Annotated in this window: 14 protein-coding genes; 6 read left to right on the top strand and 8 right to left on the bottom strand. The window is 65.4% G+C overall.

All coding sequences use genetic code 11. The annotated features are described in order from the left end of the window. The first annotated feature begins 41 nt into the window (after positions 1–41). Positions 42–1601, top strand: coding sequence for an alkaline phosphatase D family protein (locus tag NX02_RS07195; RefSeq protein ID WP_025291517.1), 1560 nt, complete (start codon positions 42–44; stop codon positions 1599–1601). Positions 1602–1604: 3 nt separating this feature from the next. On the opposite strand, the gene NX02_RS07190 is transcribed toward NX02_RS07195, so the two are convergent. The 4 genes from NX02_RS07190 to NX02_RS07175 form a co-directional block, all read right to left on the bottom strand. Then, positions 1605–2492 (bottom strand): exonuclease domain-containing protein, encoded by an 888-nt coding sequence (locus NX02_RS07190; protein ID WP_047099959.1) that lies wholly within the window; start codon positions 2490–2492, stop codon positions 1605–1607. Positions 2493–2555: 63 nt separating this feature from the next. Then, positions 2556–2981 carry a hypothetical protein gene (locus tag NX02_RS07185; RefSeq protein ID WP_158013948.1) on the bottom strand — a complete coding sequence of 142 codons (426 nt, stop codon included), beginning with the start codon at positions 2979–2981 and terminating at the stop codon, positions 2556–2558. A gap of 65 nt (positions 2982–3046) precedes the next feature. Then, positions 3047–3655, bottom strand: a complete 609-nt coding sequence (locus tag NX02_RS07180; protein WP_039996466.1) for an OmpH family outer membrane protein — start codon at positions 3653–3655, stop codon at positions 3047–3049. Positions 3656–3823: 168 nt separating this feature from the next. Further along, complete coding sequence (locus NX02_RS07175) at positions 3824–4864, bottom strand: LacI family DNA-binding transcriptional regulator (RefSeq protein WP_025291513.1); 1041 nt, start codon at positions 4862–4864, stop codon at positions 3824–3826. Between the two features lie 319 nt (positions 4865–5183). On the opposite strand from NX02_RS07175, the gene NX02_RS07170 reads away from it, so the two are divergent. Beyond that, a complete protein-coding gene (locus NX02_RS07170) occupies positions 5184–6086 on the top strand; it encodes a glycoside hydrolase family 43 protein (RefSeq protein ID WP_245648791.1) in 903 nt (300 codons plus the stop codon). 60 nt (positions 6087–6146) lie between these two features. Here NX02_RS07170 and NX02_RS07165 read toward each other — a convergent pair whose 3' ends face one another. After that, positions 6147–7694 carry a glycoside hydrolase family 43 protein gene (locus NX02_RS07165; RefSeq protein WP_025291511.1) on the bottom strand — a complete coding sequence of 516 codons (1548 nt, stop codon included), beginning with the start codon at positions 7692–7694 and terminating at the stop codon, positions 6147–6149. Beyond that, the gene (locus NX02_RS07160; protein ID WP_245648863.1) at positions 7694–9319 is read right to left on the bottom strand and encodes a glycoside hydrolase family 43 protein; all 1626 of its coding nucleotides are present in this window, start codon (positions 9317–9319) and stop codon (positions 7694–7696) included. The genes NX02_RS07165 and NX02_RS07160 overlap by 1 nt, the downstream gene beginning before the upstream one ends. A 181-nt stretch (positions 9320–9500) precedes the next feature. On the opposite strand from NX02_RS07160, the gene NX02_RS07155 reads away from it, so the two are divergent. Next, positions 9501–11417, top strand: a complete 1917-nt coding sequence (locus NX02_RS07155) for an NPCBM/NEW2 domain-containing protein (RefSeq protein WP_039996465.1) — start codon at positions 9501–9503, stop codon at positions 11415–11417. A gap of 21 nt (positions 11418–11438) precedes the next feature. Here NX02_RS07155 and NX02_RS07150 read toward each other — a convergent pair whose 3' ends face one another. Both NX02_RS07150 and NX02_RS07145 read right to left on the bottom strand, forming a co-directional pair. Continuing rightward, positions 11439–12443: a cupin-like domain-containing protein gene (locus tag NX02_RS07150; protein ID WP_025291508.1), complete on the bottom strand. Its 1005-nt coding sequence runs from the start codon at positions 12441–12443 to the stop codon at positions 11439–11441. Beyond that, entirely contained in the window at positions 12440–13135 is a 696-nt protein-coding gene (locus tag NX02_RS07145) for a SapC family protein (RefSeq protein WP_025291507.1), read from the bottom strand. The genes NX02_RS07150 and NX02_RS07145 overlap by 4 nt, the downstream gene beginning before the upstream one ends. Before the next feature lie 248 nt (positions 13136–13383). On the opposite strand from NX02_RS07145, the gene NX02_RS07140 reads away from it, so the two are divergent. From NX02_RS07140 to NX02_RS07130, 3 genes are all read left to right on the top strand, one after another. Further along, positions 13384–15357, top strand: coding sequence for a sialate O-acetylesterase (locus tag NX02_RS07140; protein WP_025291506.1), 1974 nt, complete (start codon positions 13384–13386; stop codon positions 15355–15357). Between the two features lie 53 nt (positions 15358–15410). Continuing rightward, entirely contained in the window at positions 15411–17927 is a 2517-nt protein-coding gene (locus NX02_RS07135) for a glycoside hydrolase family 9 protein (protein WP_025291505.1), read from the top strand. 445 nt (positions 17928–18372) lie between these two features. Further along, positions 18373–21336: a TonB-dependent receptor gene (locus NX02_RS07130; protein WP_039997228.1), complete on the top strand. Its 2964-nt coding sequence runs from the start codon at positions 18373–18375 to the stop codon at positions 21334–21336. Positions 21337–21357: the final 21 nt, after the last annotated feature.

Here is a 21357-nt window from a genome sequence, read left to right as displayed (position 1 = left end):
TGCCCCCGAAGCACCCACCGCTGCCCAGGATATCCAGCCCCATGACCATCGACCGCCGCACGCTGATGAAGACCGGAGCAGGGTTGCTGCTGTTCGCGGGCCTTCCCGCCCACGCCGCCGCCGCGGTGCTGACCCGTCCGCTCGGCGCGAACCCGTTCACGCTCGGCGTCGCGTCGGGCGATCCCTGGCCCGACGGCTTCGTGATCTGGACGCGCCTCGCTCCCCGCCCGCTCGACGACCATGGCGGCATGCCGCAAATGACCGTGCCCGTCAGCTGGGAGGTCGCCGAGGATGAGCGCTTCGCTCGTGTCGTGCGCAAGGGCCAGGCGATGGCCCGGCCCGAACTCGGCCATGCCGTCCATGTCGAGGTGAGCGGCCTCAGCCCGCACCGCCATTACTGGTATCGCTTCGCCGTGACCGGCAGCGACATCAGCCCCGCCGGCCGCGCGCGCACCGCGCCCGCTGCGGACGCCGTGCTTGACCGGTTGCGCATCGGCGTCGCCGGGTGCCAGAATTGGGAGGCCGGGCTTTACGGCGCGTGGGGTGCGCTGGCGCGCGAGCCCGACGTCGATCTCGTCTTCCACTATGGCGATTATATCTACGAGGGTGCCGGGCGGCCGGTGGGCGAGCATGTCGTGCGCAGCCATGCGGGCGACGAAATCTACAGCCTCGACGATTATCGCCGCCGCTATGCCCAGTACAAGGCGGACCCGCAGCTTCAGGCCGCGCACCAGTCCTGCGCCTTCGCGGCGTCGTTCGACGATCACGAGGTCGACAACAACTGGGCGGGCGATTTCGATCAGGACGGCACCCCGCCCGAAGCCTTCCTGCTGCGCCGACTGGCGGGATACCAGGCGTGGTACGAAAATATGCCGGTGCGGCGCGCGCAGATGCCCGGCCTGCAGGGCATCCGCGCCTTCCGCCGGCTGGACTATGGCCGCCTGCTGCGCATGCATGTGCTCGATACCCGCAGCTACCGCACCGACCAGTCCTGCAAGGATATCGCCCGCGCCGACACCTGCACGCCGGAGGCGCATGCCAGCCCCGAGATGCTGGGGCATGTGCAGGAGGCATGGCTCGACGAAGGGCTGGGCAACCAGCGGACATGGAACCTGCTGGCCCAGCAGGTCATCGTGATGCCGCTCGACGTCCGCGCGCCGGGCCAGGATCGCCCGGTGTTCGAGACCGACCTTTGGGATGGCTATCGCCCCGCCAAGGCGCGGCTCGTCGAGAGCATCCGCCGCAACGGCCTCTCCAACGTGGTCATCGCGACCGGAGACCATCACAAGCACGCCGCGGGCGTCGTGCCGGAGGCGGACGCGGTGCCGGACGGCAAGCCGGTCGCTGTCGAGTTCCTCGCGACGTCGATCTCCTCCGGCGGCAACGGCCGCGGGGATGAGGGGTTGGCGCATATGCTGGAGAACAACCCCAGCCTCGATCTCTACACGGATCGCCGGGGCTATCAGCTGTTCGACATCGCCCCCGGGCGCTGGACGACGCAAGTGAAGGTGATGGACGAGGTCGAAAAGCCGGGCGGGGCCATCCGCACATTGGTCGGCTATCAGGTCACGCCCGACCGGCCGGAGCTGCAGCGGCTGTAAGCATCAGGATGCGATCGGCAGCGCGATGCGCGCGCGGATGTCCGCCTCGGTCGTAATCGCGATCGGGACGCCGCGCCGCCGCATGTCCTCGGCCCGGCGATGATCTTCATGGGCGGTGACATAGCGACCGAAGGGTTGGTCGTCGCCGATGACGAGCATCGTCGTCGTCGTCCCCACGGCGGCCATGATGCGGGCGCCTGCCGCCGCCAGGCTGCATGCCAGCGCGCCATCGCGCGGCGCGCCCAGCAGCGCGATCCGTTCGCCCTTGAGCGGCCCGATCGACGCGGGCTTCGGCACCGCCGCGCCGCGTGACGTCGCCGGCGCCAGCCAGCCGGCGAGGTCGATCCCGGTATGTTCGATCGCGCGCAGGATCACCATGCCGGCGGCGCGGGCGTCGCTGAGCGCGTCATGATGCCGATGCCGGATCCCCAGGAATTTGGTCAGGACGTTCAGCCGATGGCTTTGAAGCTCCGGCCATGCGCGCTTCGCGACCCGCACACTGTCCAGCCAGCGCGTCTCGATCGGCGCGCGCCCGTGCAGGTGGCAGGCCGCCCCCAGCGCGCCCTTGTCGAAATAGGAATGCGCGACGGTGACCCGTCCCGACAGATGACCATCGATGGTCGCATGAAGAACGGCAAAGCTCGGTTTGCCCGCGACATGATCGCAGGTGATGCCGTGGATGCGCGTGTTGAACGATGAGAAATCGTCGAGCGGATCGACGAACGTCTCATATTCGAAGATCTCCGCCCCATCCTTGAAGCCGACGATGCCGATCTGGCAGATGCTGCTGACGCGCTGGCAGGCGGTTTCGACATCGACGACGACGAAGTCCGGCATCGTGCCGGCTGCCGCGACATGGGCCCCGGGGGCCGACAATGGCTTCGCTCTCATCGCGCGGATCATATCGTCGTCCGCGCCGGGAGCACAACCGTCACGCCCACATCTGCGCAGCGCTCAATCGCCGCCGGCTCGTGCGCCTTCGCCGATGGCTTCGCTCTTCATATCTACCTGCAACCGCAGCGGCTGGAGCATGCCGACGGGCGGCGCGGCGAGCATGCGGCCGACGATCGCCGCCCGCAGATCGCCATTGGCCTGTTCGTCGACGAAGGGCGTGAAGCCAATCTTCTCCACCCGCCCGTCGGGTGCGATCCACAGCTTGATTTCGAGCGCGGCCGGCGGCTGGTCTGCCGCGGCCGCGGTTTCCCGAAGATAGGCGCGGAAGCGGGTGGCGGCCTCCTCCTCCTGGCTCAGCCAGCCGGAAATGGTGCCGGTCACGGTCTCGGCATAGCGCACCCATTCCGCCGGCGCGGCCGAAGGAGCCACGCCCTGCGCGAAAGCGGGCGCAGCCGGCCCCAGCAGCGCGGCGAGCGCGGCCGACACAGCCGCCATCCGCGCGACCAGCGTGCGCAGCATCGAAGCCGATTGTCTCAACTCCTGCGCCCCCGTCAGCGCTTGGCCGGCGCGGGCGCGGGCGTGCCCGACCGCGCCGGCATGGGCAGGCGTTCGCGCTCGAAGCTGATCGTGGTGACCTTGGCATCGAGCGTGCGAACCACATCCGCGGTCAGATCGTTGGTGAAATTGCCACCCAGCGCGGTGTTGCGATCGAACAGCAACCCGCACTTCTTCTGGCCATAGACCTGCGCGATCACCGGCTGCGCGTCATTGGCGATCCGCTCCAGCACCTTGGCGCGCGTCGCCTCGATCTCGCGGCTGTTGTGCGCGGCCTTCGCCTGCAGCGCCTGCCAGCGGGTCGCCAGCGCCTCGCGCTTCGGCTTGTTCTGGGCGTTGTCGGGCAGCGGCTCCAGCGCCTTCGCCTCGGTTTCCAGAGGCTTGCGTTCGGCGTCGATCTCGGCCTGCGCCGCGCGGGTCAGCTCCTGCAGCCGCGTGCTCGCCGCCTTGCCGACCGCGGCATTGGCGAAGATCGCCTCGCGGGACAGCAGGCAGACGCCCGGGATCACCGGCCCACCCAGCGGCTGACCGGCGGGCGCGGGCGTCTGCGCCGCCGCGCCCGTGGCGGCGAGGAGCGTGAACGGAAGCAGCGAACGAGCGATCATCAATTGGCTTTCCAGAATCGCGTGAGTCGAGAGACGAAAGCCTCAAGCAACTTGCGATGACGCCGTGATGACGGGAGCGCGCACAGCGGGCGATCGAGCAGCGCAATGATGCAATCGATGCGGGGTCGGCGGCGGCAGCTCGGCGAGCGGCTGAAAAGAACCGGGCCGTCAGGCGTCCTCGGCCGCCGGGGGCGGCGCCGTCGATTGGCGCATGACGATGTCATGTTCCAGGATGATCTCGCGGCGCTGCGGTGGGCCACCCGCCATGATGTTGGAAACCAGCAGGGCCAATGCTTCGGCGGCAAGCTTGTGCACAGGCTGGCGCACCGTCGTCAGCGGCGGCCACAGCATTACCGCCGCAGGGGTGTCGTCGAAGCCGACAACGGTGAGTTCCTTCGGAACATCAAGCTGCCGGCGATGGGCAACCGATACCGTCGCGGCCGCCATGTCGTCGTTGCTGGCAAAGATGGCGGTTGGCGGCCTGGGGTCGTTGAGCAGTTGCTCACCGGCGATCAAACCCGACGCGTAGCTGAAATCCCCCTGCACGACCCTGACATCGGCATCACCGACCTCGCGCACCGCGTCGAAAAAGCCTGCCATCCGTTCGGCACTCGCCGCCTGATCGGGATTGCCGAGGATGAAACCGATGCGACGGTGGCCCAGATCGAGCAACAGGCGGGACATCTCGTAAGCCGCGCGGCGGTCATCGACGCGAACGCAAACCGCATCTTTGCACCTGTGCGCGCCGACCGCCGCGATCGGCAAACCGGCGGCCTGCAGCACGTCCAGGACGCCCTGTGCCTCGCACAGCGGCGGCGTGAGAATCGCCCCTGAGATCCCCGACGCCACCAGTTCGTGCAACGCTTCCGGCGAAGGCGGGCGGCCACCATCGCCTTTCAGCAGAATGAATCGCGCACCGTGGGTCGAACCTTCCTCGAATACGCCGGTCAGGAAGTCGCTCATGAAGGCCGCGCTGGGGTTGGAATAGATGACACCGATGCGCAGTTCGGAAGACTTGACGAGACTTCGGGCCGCGAAATTCGGCGTATAGGCGAGCGCATCGATTGCTTTTTGAACAGCCTCGCGTGTCTGTGGACGCACGCCATCGCGTCCGTTGATGACGCGCGAAACAGTCATCGGCGACACCCCCGCGCGCATTGCGACGTCGATGATCGTCGCCCCGCGGACAGGTCGAACTGGCTTGGTCACTCTGCTTCCTTGCCGTTGCAGCCTTCGATCGACCGACCTACGTCATTGCGCCCGCTGCGCAAAGCACCCTTGGCAATACACCAGCCACTTCGCTTCCCAACCGAAAAGGCGGGCAATCCAACGACCGTTCATTCAAAGCTCGACGACGCGCCTTTTGTCGGAGTAGACATCGCCAACATGAAGCGAATGATAACGCTCGCAGCTTTGAACGGGAGATCAGGTCGTGAAAAAAACGGGCGTCGTCGCGGTCGCGCTTTTCTTTACCATCGCCACAGCCGCACAGGCTCAGGCGAAGCAAGCCGCCCCGGGTTCGAACCCATTGATCCGCGATAAATTCACCGCCGATCCGGCCCCCCTCGTCGTGGGCGATACGCTCTATCTTTATGTCGGCCATGACGAAGCGCAGCGCGATGAGATGTTCAACATGCGCGAGTGGCTCGTCTATTCCACCAAGGACATGAAGACCTGGACCGATCATGGGCCGATCATGAACGTCACCGACTTCAAGTGGGCGAAGAAGGATGCGTGGGCCTCGCAGGTGATCGAGCGGAACGGCAAGTTCTGGTTCTACGCCGCGGTCGAACATGACGCGTCACACCCGGGCAAGGCGATCGCGGTCGCCGTATCCGACACGCCCACGGGTCCGTTCGTCGATGCCAAGGGCTCTGCGCTCATTACCAACGAGATGACGCCGAAGGGGCCGCACAGCTGGGAGGATATCGATCCCACCGTCTTTACCGACGATGACGGGACGACGTGGATCGCGTGGGGCAATCGCAATTGCTACATCGCCAAGCTCAGTGCAAACATGATCGATATCGATGGCCCGATCCGGGAAATCACGCCGCCCCATTTCGAAGAAGGGCCATGGCTCCATAAGCGCGGCTCGCTCTATTATCTGACATATGCGTCGCTGGATCGAACCACGCACCGTGACGAACGCGTTTCCTATTCGACGGCACCATCGATCCAGGGCCCGTGGACCTATCGCGGGACGCTGACCGGGTCGGGAAAGTACAGCTTCACCATCCATCCGGGCATCGCCGAGTTCAACGGCAAATCATACCTCTTTCTCCACAATGCCACGCTGGCGATCGGTGACCAGAATGGCGCGATCGGCCGCCGCGCCGTCACCGTGGAGTATCTCCACTATAATGCGGACGGCACGATGAAGCCGGTCGTTCAAACCGACGCCGGCGTGAGCGCGCCGGCACGCCCCTGAACGTTTCGATCCGGTTGACGGTGTCCGCGTTGGACACCGTCCGCACGGGTGCCCCCGTTCTCAGGGGCGAGACAGGGTGAAGCGATCGACGTCGAGGTGTCCGCCGGCGCCGTTCGGATTGTAACAGGACAGGGCGAACTGAACGCCCTGGAAGGTCCCGGTTTTCCAATCATAGACGAGCGGCACCTCATCGCCCAGCGTCGTGAAGCGGCGGCCGTCCTCGCTGTAGGAGAGGATAGCCCGTCCGGCGGGGAAATCCATGTCCGCCCGAAGCCAGAGCCGATCAGCGCGAACCGGCTGGCTGGCGACCCGAACATCCACCCTCGGCCCATCGACGGTGGACTCCGTCACCCGCATCGTCAGCGCGCGTGTCCCATCGGGCAGACCGACGATCGCGATCTGCCCGCTAAATTTTCCGAACGTCCCGAAGCCGCACACGTCGCCGGGCCGGATGCCGCGCGGATCGACCTCGATCTCCCCGCGCCCGCGGGGGGCCTGCCCTTTTTGGAGCAATGTGTTGCGCGCCCACCAGAGCTGATCACCGGGTGCGGCCTTCAGCCGCAACCAACCCGGTCGTTCGCTGAGCGACCAGAGCGCCGGGACGGGGTTATGGTTCCACTGCCATTGACGCCCCAGGTCTTGCGCGTCGAATGCATCCGACGCCGGAGGCTCGACGAACGCCTCGCCGGGGATCGGCTTCGGCGCCCGCCGGGGCACGCGCCCAGGGGCTTCGGGCGTTCCCCAAACCGGCCAGTCATCGCGCCAGAACACCGGGCTGATATTCGTCACGCGGCCGATCGGGCCCGCATCGAGCATGACGAAGCCGTAAAAATCGCCGTTTGGCAGATCGACGATCGCCCCCTGATGGCCGCCGGTGGTGTCGTCGATCTGCGGGCGCACCTCCCACGGGCCGCGCAGCGATCGGGCGCGCGACACGGTCAGCGCCAGCTTTCCGGGAATGGAGTTGAAGAGATAGTACCAGCCTTGGCGCTTGACGATCTTCGTGCCTTCGGCACCCTTGTTGTAATGGATCACGGCGGAGCGCTCGATCCGGGTCAGGCCTTTGTCGAGTGTGTGAAGCGTGACCGTGCCATCGGTGCCGATCGACGACGCGAGATACGCCTGCCCATCATCGTCGAAGAACAGCGCCGGATCGAAGGCCTCCCGGTCGAGTTCGATATGGGACCATGGCCCCTTGGGATCGCGGGCACTGTAGATGCGCGTATGTTGTCCGACCGGGGTGAAGGCCACATAGAATGTGCCATCGCGATACCGCAGGCTGGGGGCGTAGATGCCGCGGCGATAGGCGCCGCCGGCTTCGAGATCATAATGTGGCCGGCCTTCCAGCCGTGAAACGAGGTGCGACACGATGTCCCAGTTCACGAGATCGCGCGAATGAAGCATCGTCAGTCCGGGAACATTCGCGAAGGTGGTGCTGACAAAGTAGAAGTCGGCATCCACGCGGATGATGTCGGGGTCGGGATAATCCGCATTCAGCGGCGGGTTGACGTAGGTGCCGTCGCCCTGGTCCGATCGCCAGACCTGTGCCGGTGCAGCCGGTCCGCCGAGCAGGGCGGCAACCGTGGCTATCGACAGCGCGGCGCGCATCACCGAAACCACGCATAGGGGCCGACGATGGTCCCCACGAACCCGGTCGCGACCTTCGTGCTGAGGAACTTGACGTCGAAATCCTGTATCAGGGTCTGCTTGCCCCCCGCCCCGCTATAGTCGAATGCCATCTTGCCGCGATCCGCGCGGATCGTCAGCGTCAGTGGCGCGTCACTCTCGAGCGGGGCGGAGGCGACGAGACGCTCCTGCCCGCCCTCCCTGCTGTAGAGCGCGACGACGCGGCGACCATCGATGCGCGTTATCCCGAAGAAGAGATAGCTGAGGTCGCTCTGCATCGCCGCCAATCCGGCACGCTCCCCGTCCTGCCCGGGGGCGAACCGAACCGTCGTGCTCATCGTCGCGCGATGATGCTGCTGCCGGCGGCCCACGAAGGCCGGCGTCCTTTGCAGGTCGCCCATGGGCGCACCGCGTTCGAGCAGGAGATCGCCGCCGTCGAGCCGGTAGACGGGCGACTTCGGCGTGCGCACCCCCACCCACTGCATCGCCAACGTCTGGCCATCGAATTCATCGACATAGGCGAAATCCCCGCTGGTCGGCAGCTTGGGGGGCTGCTGACGGGGAAGCTTCGGCGCCGGCGCAGTGAAAGGGATCGGCTGCCCCTTGGGCAGGATGACCGGCCAACCGTCTTTCCAGGTCACAGGCAACAGGAATGTCTCCCGCCCGATGTTGTAATAGTCGCCCTCGTAGGGTCGCACCGCCAGGAAGGTCGCCCACCAGTCCCCCTTCTGGGTTTGAACCAGCTTGGCATGCCCCGCCGACGTGATCGGATTGGTCCGTGCCGGATCCAGATCCCGCTGCGTGAGGATCGGGTTTCCGGCATATGGCACGAACGGCCCCCGCAGCTTGCGCGATCGAAGGACCACCTGCGAATGGTTGACGCTGGTCCCGCCTTCGGCGGCGGTCAGATAGTACCAGCCATCCTTCAGGAAGATGTGCGGGCCTTCGATCCACACCGGCTTCTTGCTGATGTCGACCCCGCCATTCACGAGTTGCGTGCTTTCGCCGATCATCTTGCCCGATCGCCAGTCATACTCCTGGATCCAGATCGCGCGATGGCCACTGTAGCGCGGCGGTTCCGCAGGTGCGCGATTGTTGACGATATAGGCGCGATCGCCCTCCCAGTAGATCGAGGGATCGATGCCTTCGAACGGCAGCCAGATCGGGTTCGACCACGGCCCGGCAGGGTCCTTCGCGGTTATGACGAAATTGCCTTTGCACTCCACGCAGGTGTTGACGATGTAGAACGTGCCGTCATGGTAGGAGATGTCCGGCGCGAACACGGCCTGCGAGGTCCGCATGCCGGTGAAATCGAGTTGTTCGGTCCGATCGATGGCGTTGCCGATCTGCGTCCAGTTCACGAGATCCTTGGACGTGAAGATCGGCAGGCCGGGGAAATGGGCGAAGGAGGACAGAACGAGATAATAATCGTCGCCGACACGCGTCACCGAGGGATCGGGATAATAGCCTGACAGGATCGGATTGCGATAAGAGTCGGGTCCGACCTCCACCCGTTCGATCGCCTGTCCTTCATAGGCGAAGCGGCTGAACCGCGGCGGGTCTGCGGCAACCGCCGCCGAACTGCCGGCGAAGCCAGCAAGGACCATGGCCAGCACGCAATATTTCATGTCGATCCCCTCGTTTCGTCCGCCGGCTTATCGGTGCGCCTTCGATCGTTCATGGTTCCCGAAGCCGGCGCAAGCGGTCACGGGTCATCCGAGCCCGATCGGCGCTGGACAATGGCTTTCTACTCCGACAAATGTTAACGTCAACAGGGAGCGAAAAGCGATGAATGCCCGCATCGATAAAAAGTGGCTGATTGCCGCATCCGCGTTTCTGCTGACCGCCGCGAGCGACCCTCCGCAGACGGCCGGCGATGCGTTGGCCCCCACCGGCCGCTGGAGCGCGAACGCGGATGGCCGCGCGCCGGTGCCCCCTATGGGTTGGAACAGCTGGAACGCGTTCTATAGCGACATCGACGAAGAAAAGATCATGGCCTCCGCGCAGCTTCTCATCGACAGCGCCCTGGCACGACTTGGCTACCGTTATGTGAACATCGACGATGGCTGGTGGCTGCGCCGCCGTCAGCCGGACGGCCGGATGGTCATCCGCACCGATCGCTTTCCCTCGGCCGCGGCGGGCAGGAACCAGCGCACCAGTTTCCGTCCGCTGACCGACCGCCTGCATAAGATGGGGCTGAAGGCCGGCATCTATTCGGATATCGGGCGCAACAGCTGCGGGCAGATCTATACGCCGACGTTCGCCAACCAGCCCGAAGGGACGCTCGCGGAGCGCGAGGTCGGGCTCTACGGCCATGTCGATCAGGATATCGGCCTGTATTTCGCCGAATGGGGCTTCGACTATATCAAGGTCGATGGCTGCGGGATCCGCGGTCTGGGCCGCGACACCGACCATGTCCGCAACGGCGACTACCGCGAATTGCCGCCGCTCATCGACATGGCGGCCTTGAGTCGCACCGACATTCCCGCCGTACGGACGCTCTATGAGGAGGTGGCGCGGGCCTTGAAGCGCCACAATCCCGATGGCGACTATATATTCGCGCTCTGCTTGTGGGGATCTGCGGACGTCCGCTCCTGGGCGAAGGAGATCGGCAATGTCTCGCGCACCAGCGACGACATCACCGCGAGTTGGACGCGGATGCTGACGAACTTCGACAGCACCATATCCCGCGCGCTCTATGCACATCCCGGTTCCTGGAACGACCCGGACATGCTGTTCGTGGGATCGGGCGATTTCGACGCCGACCACATGACCGAGGCGCGGTCGCATTTCGGCCTTTGGGCGATCACCAATGCGCCGCTGTTGATCGGCTTCGACCTGCGCAAGGCGACGCCGGCCCAGATGGCACTGTTCGGCAACCAGGCGATCGTCGCGATCAATCAGGATCCGGCGGGCAACCAGGCCGTCCCGGCTTATCTGTCTGAAGACGTCCAGATCCTGGTGAAGACGCTGGCCAATGGCGACAAGGCGGTGGCGGTGTTCAACCGGGGGCTGGCGCCGCTCGAAGCCGTGCTGACCGCCGACCATCTCAAGCTGCGCGACGACCGCGACGTTGCGATGACCGACCTGTGGACGGGCACGCAGCGCCGCTTCACCAAGGAGGTCAAACTCGCGGTCGCGCCGCGCGAAACGCTGATGTTCAGGGTCCGCGGTGAGCGACGGCTCGCCGACGGCCTGTATCTCTCGGAGATGCCTGGCGACGTGAACCCCGCTGAAGACGGCGTGACCGTTCCACAGGCCGATCCGACCATCCACCGGTCCGTCATCCCCTGGTCCGGCACGCGCGGGCCGGGCGAACAGCCGCAATATGCCGGCTGGGGCGGCGCGCAGGCCGACCGCTCGCCGTTCGGCGAACCGCTGCGCGTTGCGGGCAAACGCTTCGACACCGGGCTCGGCGTATTGGTGAACTCGCGGTTCGAGGTGCGCAATCGCGGCCACGCGCGGTTCGCCGCAACGGTCGGGATCGATGATGCGGCGATCAGCGGCGACAGCGCCGTGACCTTCTTCGTCTATGGTGACGGGCGGCTGCTCGCGCAGTCGCGCGCTTTGCGGCGCGGTGACGCCGCCGTCGAGATCATGGCCAGCCTTGGCGGCGCCAAATTGATCGAACTCGTCGCCCGGACGGGGGGGATATCGAACGAGATGCTGCCCGTGGTCTGGGCGGACGCGCGCCTGCTGCAATAAGGCGCGCGCAGTCATGGGCGGCTAGCGGCCTCGCAAAAGCTGCATGACCATGGCGCGCAGGCGACCGTAATTCCCCTGGGAGAGCGGGCCGAGTACGCCATGCTGCTCCGGCGGCAGATGTGCGAGCGGATGCCCGTTGGGGCGGAACACATAATGCTCGAACCAGGCGCTCCATGCCGCGCGTTCGGCGGCGGGGCGCTCGGCGATGGCGATCATGGCCAGCATCATAGCCGTCATCGGTGCATCCGGACCGGCGCTGAAGGCATCCCACCAATAGTTGACGAGGCAGTTGAGGCTGTCTTGCGCCTCGACCTGGTGCCACCAGAGTTTGGGCAGGTACAAGGCGTCGCCCGGCGCAAGCGTGACGACGACGGACGCCGCGCGCGCCCGCGCAAGCCGCGGATAGCGCGCTTCGTCGGCCGCCGCATCCGCTGCCAGCGCGATCGGTTGACCCGCCATCGTATGATCGATCGGCCCGACATAGAGGTCGGCGATCGCTACCGGCGGATAGAGGGTGAAGCGCCGATGGCCGACCACGCAGCAGGCGAGGTTGTCGAACGCGTCATAATGGCAGGCGATGTTCGAGGCATTGCCGATCCAGATGCGCGGGGTCACCCCCTGCCCGATCAAGGGCATCGGATGGCTGTCGGCAAAGCCCGGAAAATAGGTGTCGGCCGGCAAGGATCCCGCGTAGATGGTCGGCGCCTGAGGATCGGCGGCCGCGTGCAGCATCCGTTCGAACGCTGCGGGCAAGGGCGAAAATTCGCGGTCGAAGTTGAACCCCACGAGATGCTCGCCATAGCGGTAGCGGCCTGCGATGGTCGATGGGCCGACGAAGATTTCGGCGGGCCTTCCGGAATCGAACCGCAGCAGACGATCCAGCATTGTGGCGCCGGATTGTTCGACAATGTCCCAGTGCCGGCATGCGCCTCGCAGCACCACCGGCTGGCAAGGTTCGATCACGCGCTCGCGAAACGCCGCGGCGTTGCCGATCGCCGCGGGCACGATCTCCTCGATGTCGATCATCGCACCGGCGCGGACAAACCGGCGTTGCGACGTTGCGCCAGTCGCGAAAACTGGCGGATCGATCCGGTCATCGCGTAAGCGAGTTGGAGATGCCCGGCGCGAAACAGCGCAACGATCTGGTCGTCCGCCAAATCCGCAAGCGCATCGAGGCTGATGGTATAGAGCCCGGCCAGCGTGAGTTTGTCGCCATCGTCGAAGCCGAGTTCGATGTCGATCGGCTCGACCAGTTTCAGCGTCATCATCGCAGCGATGAAATCATCGGTATGCTGCAACCCATCGCGAAGTTTCCGGACGATGGCCGTCATCCGCTGGAGCGCCACCCCGGGCCGTCCATCCGCGGCGAACAGCGGTTCGCCGCTCTGATCGCCGAACCGCGGATCGCGCGGATCGATCGCAATGCCGTCATCCGCCAGATAGAAGCCCCGCCGCTCGACGTCGAGCGGCCGAAAGGTGCCTGCAAGTTCGTCGCGCGTAATCAGCGCCGGCTCATCCGGCTTGAGACCGAGCAATGCCGCGACGTAGAAGCCCCCCGTTTCGGGGTGCTTGGTCAGCATGACCGGGCACAATGCCGACGCCGCCGCAAACTCGTCAGCGATGATCTGGACGAGAACCGGAACGGGCGCAGCGAGAGGATCTCCGACACGCAAAGATCCGTGCCGGCCCGGATCGGGCTGCTCAAGCGCTGTCGTCATGCCAAGGCCTCTCCTTTTCTTATCGAATATTCAGCTTCTTGTATTCAGGTACAAAATGTGGCCGGCTCAGCGATGCGATATCGCGCAACCCGTGCCTGGAACGGCTTTCGGGCAGCGCAGGCGATGACACTGCCATCGCCGCCAGGCGCCTTCAACCCGCCTTTGCGACCAGACCGTCCAAGGCGCTTGCATCGGGACCCTAGCAGGTGATAGCGCTATCACCATAAGAGCGAAATAGGGAGAGGCGCATGGGGCATCATTGGCGAAGCCTGTGCCGGCGGCGGCCGTTTCTGTCGGCATGTGCGGCGATCGGCGTCGCTGCGCCTCTGGCGGCCGCACCGCCGCGGATCGATGTCCCGCTGGGCGATCATGCCGTGCTCCAGCGCGACCAGATCGTCGTCGTTACCGGGAGTGCCGCTCCCCATGAGCGTCTGGCCGTAAAGCTCGGCGCGCAACGGGTTGACGCGACGGCCGATGCGCAGGGGCAGTGGCGTGCCGAACTCAAGCCGCTCAAGGCGGGCGGCCCCTACCGCCTGGACGTTACCGGCGCCGGTGGCGAAACCACGACCCTCAGCGACCTGCTGGTCGGTGATGTCTGGCTGTGTTCGGGACAGTCGAACATGGAATATCCCCTCAAGGCGGCGCTCAACGGCAGCGCCCTCGTCGAGAGCGCGGCAGACCCGCAGCTGAGGCTGCTGACCATGGCGCAACGGGTCGCCTTCTCGCCCGACACGCCTCTTCCGGAACGGCCTTCATGGTCGGCGGCGACGCCGGAAAGCGCAGCGGATTTCTCGGCCGCCTGCTTCCTGATGGTCAAGGCGCTCAAGGCGGAACAGCGCGTCCCCATGGGTGCGATCGATGCGAGTTGGGGCGGAACCCAGATCCGGCCCTGGATTCCGGCGCAGCAAGCCCGCGCGCTGCCCGGCATGGCGGAGGACGCGGATCTGCTCGGCCTCTACCATCGCGATCCCCCGGCGGCGATGGCCCGGTTCGCCCGGCGGTGGGGCGCCTGGTGGCGGGGCAAGAGTGGCGACGCCGTCGGCAGCGAGCCTTGGAACGCGCCGGACAAGCGCTCATGGCACCCCGTTCCGCGCATTGCCGCGTGGGAGGACTGGGGCGTGCCGGAAACTGCCGATTTCAACGGCACGATCTGGTTTCGCCAAGGATTCGATCTTCCGCAGGCCCCCAAAGGCGCCGCAGAGCTCGATCTTGGCGGCATCGACGAACTCGACGTGGCATGGGTTAACGGCGTGCCGGTGGGTTCCAGCTTCGGCTGGGGAACAGCCCGGCGTTATACCGTACCGGCTTCTGCCCTTCGTGCCGGGCGCAACGAGATCGTCGTCGCGGTGAGCGACAGTTGGGCAACGGGCGGCATGCTCGGCCCCGCCGAGGACATGCAGATCCGCCCGGCCGGGGAAATGCCGATCGCGCTGGGGAATGGCTGGCGCTACTCGGTGCAGAAGCCCGATCTCGGACGCGCGCCGCGTATGCCGTGGGAGAGCCACGCAGGCCTGTCGACGCTGTATAACGGGATGATCGCCCCGCTGGGCCCGATCGGGCTCAAGGGTGTGGCGTGGTATCAGGGCGAATCCGACGCCGGCCTGCCGGGCTATGATAGCCGCATGGCCGCGCTGATGGCCGGCTGGCGGCAGCAGTTCCGCGCCCCCGCCCTTCCCTTCGTGATCGTCGGCCTTGCGAACTTCGGGCCGCTCACGGGGGCGCCGGTCGATAGCGGCTGGGCCGTGGTCCGCGACGAGCAGCGCAAGGCAGCGGCCGGCGACGGGCACGCGGCGATCGTTACCGCCGTCAACATCGGCGAGCGGACGGACATTCACCCGGCGAACAAGAACGAGCTGGCGAAACGCATGGCGCGTGCCGCTGCCGTGCTTGCCTATAGCGACGAGCGGCCGGCCTCCGGGCCGCTGGCAGTGCGCGCCGTGCGCGACGGTGACGATGTCCTGATCTCCTTCGTCGGCATCACCGGCAGGCTGAACGCATCGAGCGCGCCCGGCCCGATCGGCTTCGAACTGTGCGGCGCGGGTCGGTGCCGTTTTGCGCGCGCGCGGATCGAAGGCGATCGCATCCGTCTCAACGGTGACGGCGCCGCCGTTGAGCAGGTGCGCTACGCGTGGGCGGACGCACCGATCGTCAACCTCTTCGATGACGCCGGCCTGCCGGCCGTGCCGTTCGCACTCGGCATCGAACCGCGCAGCGAACGATGACTTCGATCTACGCCAAGGTACCGACCCATCGATTGACGGCGGAAGGGACACCCATGCAGCGCCTGCTTCTAACGACCTGCCTCCTGCTGGCGCTGCCCGGCACAGCTGCCGCGCAGCAAGCCCGCGACGGCAGCGCCATCGCCATCAACGCCAAGGAGTATTACGAAGCGCCAGCGGTGAACGTCCTGGTGTTCAGCAACCAGGCGGACGGGCTGTTCGCCGATGCGAAGATCAGCGGCGTCGAGATCATTCAGCGCGATCAGCGCATCGCCACCAACGGCGATGTTCGCCTGTCCGCTACGCCCGGCCAGTGGGATCCAATGGCGCGGGTGGTCGCGCGGCGGGTCGACCGTGCGAAGGGCGTGATCGAGGTCGACCTGGAATATCCCGACGAAGGCTTGCGCTACACCGTGCGGACCGAGCCGGCGGGCGCGGACGCGGTGCGTGTCTCGGTGCTGCTTCCCGCAAGCCTGTCGCCGGCCCTCGTCGGCAAAGCGGGCTTTACGCTTGAGTTTCTCCCTTCGGCCTACTTCCATCAGGGCTATCTCGCGGATGAGGCCGCGGGCATCTTCCCCCTCCATCCGACAAGCGACATGGAGGCCACCGTTCAGCGCAACGCGGCGAGCGGCCGCAGCGATGGCGGCGGCGCGGAGCCCTTGCCGATCGCGACCGCCCGGCGCTTCGTCCTGGCGCCGTCCGATGCCGCGCGGCGCGTGAGCGTCGCGTCGGCCGGCGAACCGATCGCGCTCTATGACGGTCGTGCGCAGGCGCAGAATGGCTGGTTCGTCCTGCGCGGCGTCCTGCCGGGCGGCCGCGCGGGACGGGTGCTGGACTGGACCGTCACGCTGTCGGCAGCACCGGGTTGGCACCGCCCGCCGGTGATCGGCCATTCGCAAATCGGATACGCGCCGGAACAAGCCAAGATCGCCACCATCGAACTCGACGAGCATGATCGCGGTTCCGGCGTGGCCAGGCTGCTGCGCATCGGCGCCGACGGTCGGGAAATCGTCGCGGCATCGGCGACGCCGTCGATGTGGGGACCTTTCTTGAGGTACCGCTACCGCACGTTCGACTTCTCCCAGGTTCGGGCGCCCGGGCTTTACGTTCTGGACTATCGGGGCACGCGCACGTCACCCTTCCGCATCGACGACGGGATCTATGCCGATGCATGGCACGCATCGCTGGGCGTCTATCTGCCGGTGCAGATGGACCATATGGCCGTGAACGAAGCCTATCGCGTGTGGCATGGCGATTCCCACCGCGACGATGCCCGCCAGGCCCCGATCGATCACGAGCATATCGACCTTTACCGGCAGGGGCCGTCCACCGACACGCGCTTCGCGCCGGGCGAGCATATCCCCGGCCTGAACGTGGGCGGCTGGCTGGATGCCGGTGACTTCGACATCCGGACGCAAACGCAATATGCCGTCGTCCGCTCGCTGGTCCGCAGTTGGGAGCAGTTCGGCATCCGGCGCGACACCACCAGCATCGATCCCCAGGCACGGCGCGTGGAGATCCATGTGCCGGACGGGACGCCGGACATCCTGCAGCAGATCCGGCACGGCGCCGTTCAACTGGTCGCCCAGTTCGATGCGGTCGGGCATGCCATTCATGGCATCGTCGAGCCCGATGTCGGCCAATACACGCACCTGGGCGATGCGGCGAGCAAGACGGACGGCCTGATCTACGATGCGACGTTGAGCGCCGGCATCGTGAAGGGTGATCGTAGCGGGACGCCCGATGATCGCTGGGCATTCACCAGCAAATCGTCCGCACTGAACTATGGCTCGATCGCGGCGCTGGCGGCGGCCTCGCGAGCCCTCAAGGGGACCGACGATGCGTTCGCGGCGCGCTGCCTCGACATCGCGAAGCGTGTCTGGGCCGATGAGGATGGCCGCGCGCCCGACACGTTCAAGCATGGCAACACCACCGGTGGTCCGCTTGAATCCGAACGTTTCGGCGCTGCCGTCGAACTGCTCGCGGCGACGCGGGATCCACGATATGCGCAGGCGATCGAAGCGATGCTCCCGCGCCTTTCTGAGACGTTCGGCCGCGACGCGATCACGGCGCTCGATGCCATTCCCCATATGCCGCCGCGTTACCGCGCGGCTCTCGAGCCCATGGCCAGGCGATGGGCTGCCGCAGCAGCCGCCTTTGCAACGGAAAACCCCTATCGGGTGCCCATCACCCGGGGCGGCTGGGCCGGCAACGGCGCAGTCATCGGCTTCGGGATAACCGCGTACCGGCTCCATCGCGCGTTCCCGGAGGTCGTACCGGCCAGGCATGTGTTCGATGCGTTGGCCTTCCTGCACGGCAATCATCCGGGATCCGACATCTCGTTCGTGTCCGGCGTGGGGACGCGCTCCAAAGAAGTCGCGTACGGCAGCAATCGCGCCGATTTCAGCTACATCGCCGGCGGCGTGGTCCCCGGCATGCTCATCCTGAAGCCGGACTTTCCGGAGAACCACGAGGATTGGCCATTCTTCTGGGGAGAGAATGAGTATGTCGTCGATCTCGGTGCCGCCTATGTGGAGTTGGCCAATTCGGCGGCAGCATTAGCGGCCGAGTGACGGTCGAGGCCCCGGCTTTCTTGTCCAACAATTGGTAAGGACAATCTTGTCCGGCCCGACCCTGATCCGGCGACCGTTTTCGCCGGCACGACAGGCGGCCCGACGACATACGATTGACCGGCCGCGCCTGCCCGTCACGACGCGTCAAGGCTCGCCAGCATCCGCAGCAGGGTGCGCGCGCGAAAGCCCCCACCGCGCGGTTGCGCGGCGCTTTGCGCGCGGCGGATTCTGGCACGTGAGCGCAACCATTCGGCCGGGGAGGCGCCGCTCCCGCCCGTGATCGCCTGATGAAGAGGCCAAATATTGTTTACTACACCGACAAATTGAAATTGTCGGCTCCAGGCAAGCATGCTAGTTCTGAGATACCGACCATAGAGTCGGCTGGGAAAATGCGGGCAAATCGGCAACCTGCCGGTGATGTCGCCGCAACGATGGGAGAGAGATGATGCTGTGGTGGCTTTCGACCGATAATGTTAGCGATACCACGAAGTTGCGCAAGGCATTCGCCGGTAGCATCAGTGTGATTGCGCTTTGCGCGTCCACAGGCGCGCTGGCGCAGGTCGGCGCACCTTCGGCAGATCAGGGCACCGCGGGCCAGGAGGGGGCAGAATCGCCGGCGGCAGCGACGGCGACGTCCACCGAAGACATCATCGTTACCGGGCTTCGCGGCTCGCTCCAGCGCAACCTCGACATCAAGCGGACGTCCCCGGGCGTCGTAGACGTCATCTCCTCGGAAGACATCGGCAAGTTCCCGGACTCGAACGTCGCGGCCTCGTTGCAACGCCTGCCCGGCGTGTCGATCAATCGATCCGGTTCGCGTGGTGAACCCCAGGGCATTACCGTTCGCGGATTCGGCGGCGATTTCAACGAGACGCTGATCGATGGCCGGAGATTGTCGACCGCGACCGGCGGCCGATCGATCGACTTTACGACCGTCGGCTCCGACTTCATCGGCCAGCTGGCCGTCTTCAAGACGCCCGATGTCACGCTTTCCAGCAGTTCGATTGGCGCGACCGTCAACATCTCGTATCCCAAGCCTTTCGACCGCCCCGGAACGCGCATCGCGGCAACGGCTGCCGGATCGATCCAGGATGAAGCGGGCAAGGTCGTGCCGACGGTCGGCGCATTGATCAGCCATACGTTCGCCGACGATACGATGGGTATCCTCGCCGACGTGATCTACACGCGCCGCGACACGCAGACGAACCGCGTATTCGTCTCCGGCTGGCAGGGCGGCCTCTACGCGCCGTGCCAACTCGCCGGCAGCACGGCGGCAAGCTGCGCGCCGACCGCCGACGCGACGTCCGCGGCGTGGGCGACCCCGACCAACCGGCGATCGGTGACCGGCTGGTACCAGCAGCAATATGGTGCGGATCAGCGCTACACGAAGGATGAGCGGATCGACGGGCGGGTGGCCTTGCAGTGGCAAGCATCCGACGACGTGTTGCTGACGATCGACGACAACTATTCCCGCCAGACGATCCGTACCGACATCGCGGGCTTCGGCGTGTGGTTCAACCAGGGCGATCTGCGCAACGTCCAGTTGGACGAGAACGGCACGACGGTCGACTTCACGCAGGCGGGGACGCCCACCGACTTCGTCGCGGGAACCGACCGATCGTTGCTCGAGACCAATCAGGTCGGCCTCAACCTGAAATGGGATGCGACGAGCAACCTGAAGTTCGAACTGGACGGAAATTATTCGAAAAGCCAACTCAATCCCGACGGGCGCGTATCGAGCGAGAATGGCGACATCGGCTATGGCGGCGATCTCGGCACCACTTTGGGCGTGCAGGTCAACGGGAACAGCAAGAACAGCTTCCCGGTCTTCACGACTTATGGGCCGAACGGCGATCAATCGCGCTGGATCGATCCGACCGTCATCGGTTCGCACGTGACCGTAAGGCAGGCGCAGAAGAATAGCGACGAAATCAAGCAGCTCCGGTTCAACGCTGCCTGGGAGCAGGACAATCTGACGATCAAGGCCGGCGCCATGTACATGGAAGACCGGTTCAAGATTCAAAACAGCAGCACCTTCGTCAACAATTATTGGCAGGCCTATGCCGGCTACGGCTTGCCATCGGGCCGTACGACGGGCGTTCCGATACCGACGAGCCTCTATCAGGGCACGATCGACACCGACGACTGGATCCCGGGCTTCTCGGGATCGCTGCCCTCTCCGCTGCTGGTCTACGACGCGCGCGAATATCAGGAATATCTCGAAGGCCTGGGCAATCCGCAGACGCAGACCATCCCCGGCTTCAACACCGGGTGCTGCACACCGCCGTTCGCCGGGACCTTCGACCTGGCGCTCGACCCGGGTTCGGTCCAGGACATTCGGGAGAAGACCTGGGCGGCGTATATGCGCGTCGATTTCAATGCCGAGATCGCCGACATGCCGTTCCGGTTCAATGCCGGATTGCGCCAGGAGAATACGAACATCTCCTCGAGCGGTCTCGGGCGTCTGCCGCTATCGATCACGCCGAGTTCCGCCGATCCGACATTGCTTACCGTGGTGTTCGGCGAAACCCAGCCGATCACCACCAAAAGCAGCTATTCCTACCTCCTGCCCAGCATCGACATGAAGCTGGAGGTCACCGACAAGCTGCATCTTCGCTTCGATGCTTCCCGCACCCTCACCCGGCCGGCGCTGAACACCTTGACGCCGGTGCTCAACGTAGGCTCGGGCCAGCGCATCGGGGCGTTGACCGCAACCGGCGGAAACCCTGCGCTCCGGCCGTATCTGGCCGACAATTTCGATGCTGCGGTGGAATGGTATTATCAGCGCAATTCATACTTGTCGGTCAACCTGTTCCTCAAGAACGTGTCGAACTTCGTCGTCGCGGGTACGCAGCGCCAGACGATCAACGATGTCGGCGATCCAAGCACCGGCCAGCCGGCCGTGTTTACCGTATCGCAACGGGTCAACGGCCCGGACGCGACCGTTCGCGGCATCGAACTCGCACTCCAGCACGTCTTTGGCGATACCGGCTTCGGCTTCAACGCAAACGCCACGTTCGTGAACACCAACAAGCCCTATGACGAGACCGACCTGTCCACGAGCGGCTTCGCCGTCACCGGCCTTGCCAACTCCGCCAACTTCGTCGGTTTCTACGACAAGAATGGCTTCCAGGCGCGTGCAGCGGTCAACTGGCGCGACAAATATCTTTCCCAGTTCGGCCAGGCACAGAATAATTCCGCGTTCGGGGCGGAGCCGACGTTCGTCAATTCCGCACTCCAGGTCGATTTCAGCACCAGCTACGACTTTAACGAGCATTACAGCATATTTCTCGAAGTTCTCAATATCACCAACGAAACCCAGAGCACGCATGGCCGCTTCGCCAACCAATTGCTCGACGTCTTTGCATATGGTCGACGCCTGACGGCGGGAGCGCGCGTGCGCTTCTAGCTTCCCCTCTGCCGGGGAAGT

Origin of the sequence: Sphingomonas sanxanigenens DSM 19645 = NX02 (assembly GCF_000512205.2) — a bacterium.
In the GTDB taxonomy this organism is placed as follows: Bacteria; Pseudomonadota; Alphaproteobacteria; order Sphingomonadales; family Sphingomonadaceae; genus Sphingomonas_D; species Sphingomonas_D sanxanigenens.
Note: the sequence above shows the minus strand (reverse complement) of the source record. Positions and strands in the feature narration are given on the sequence as shown.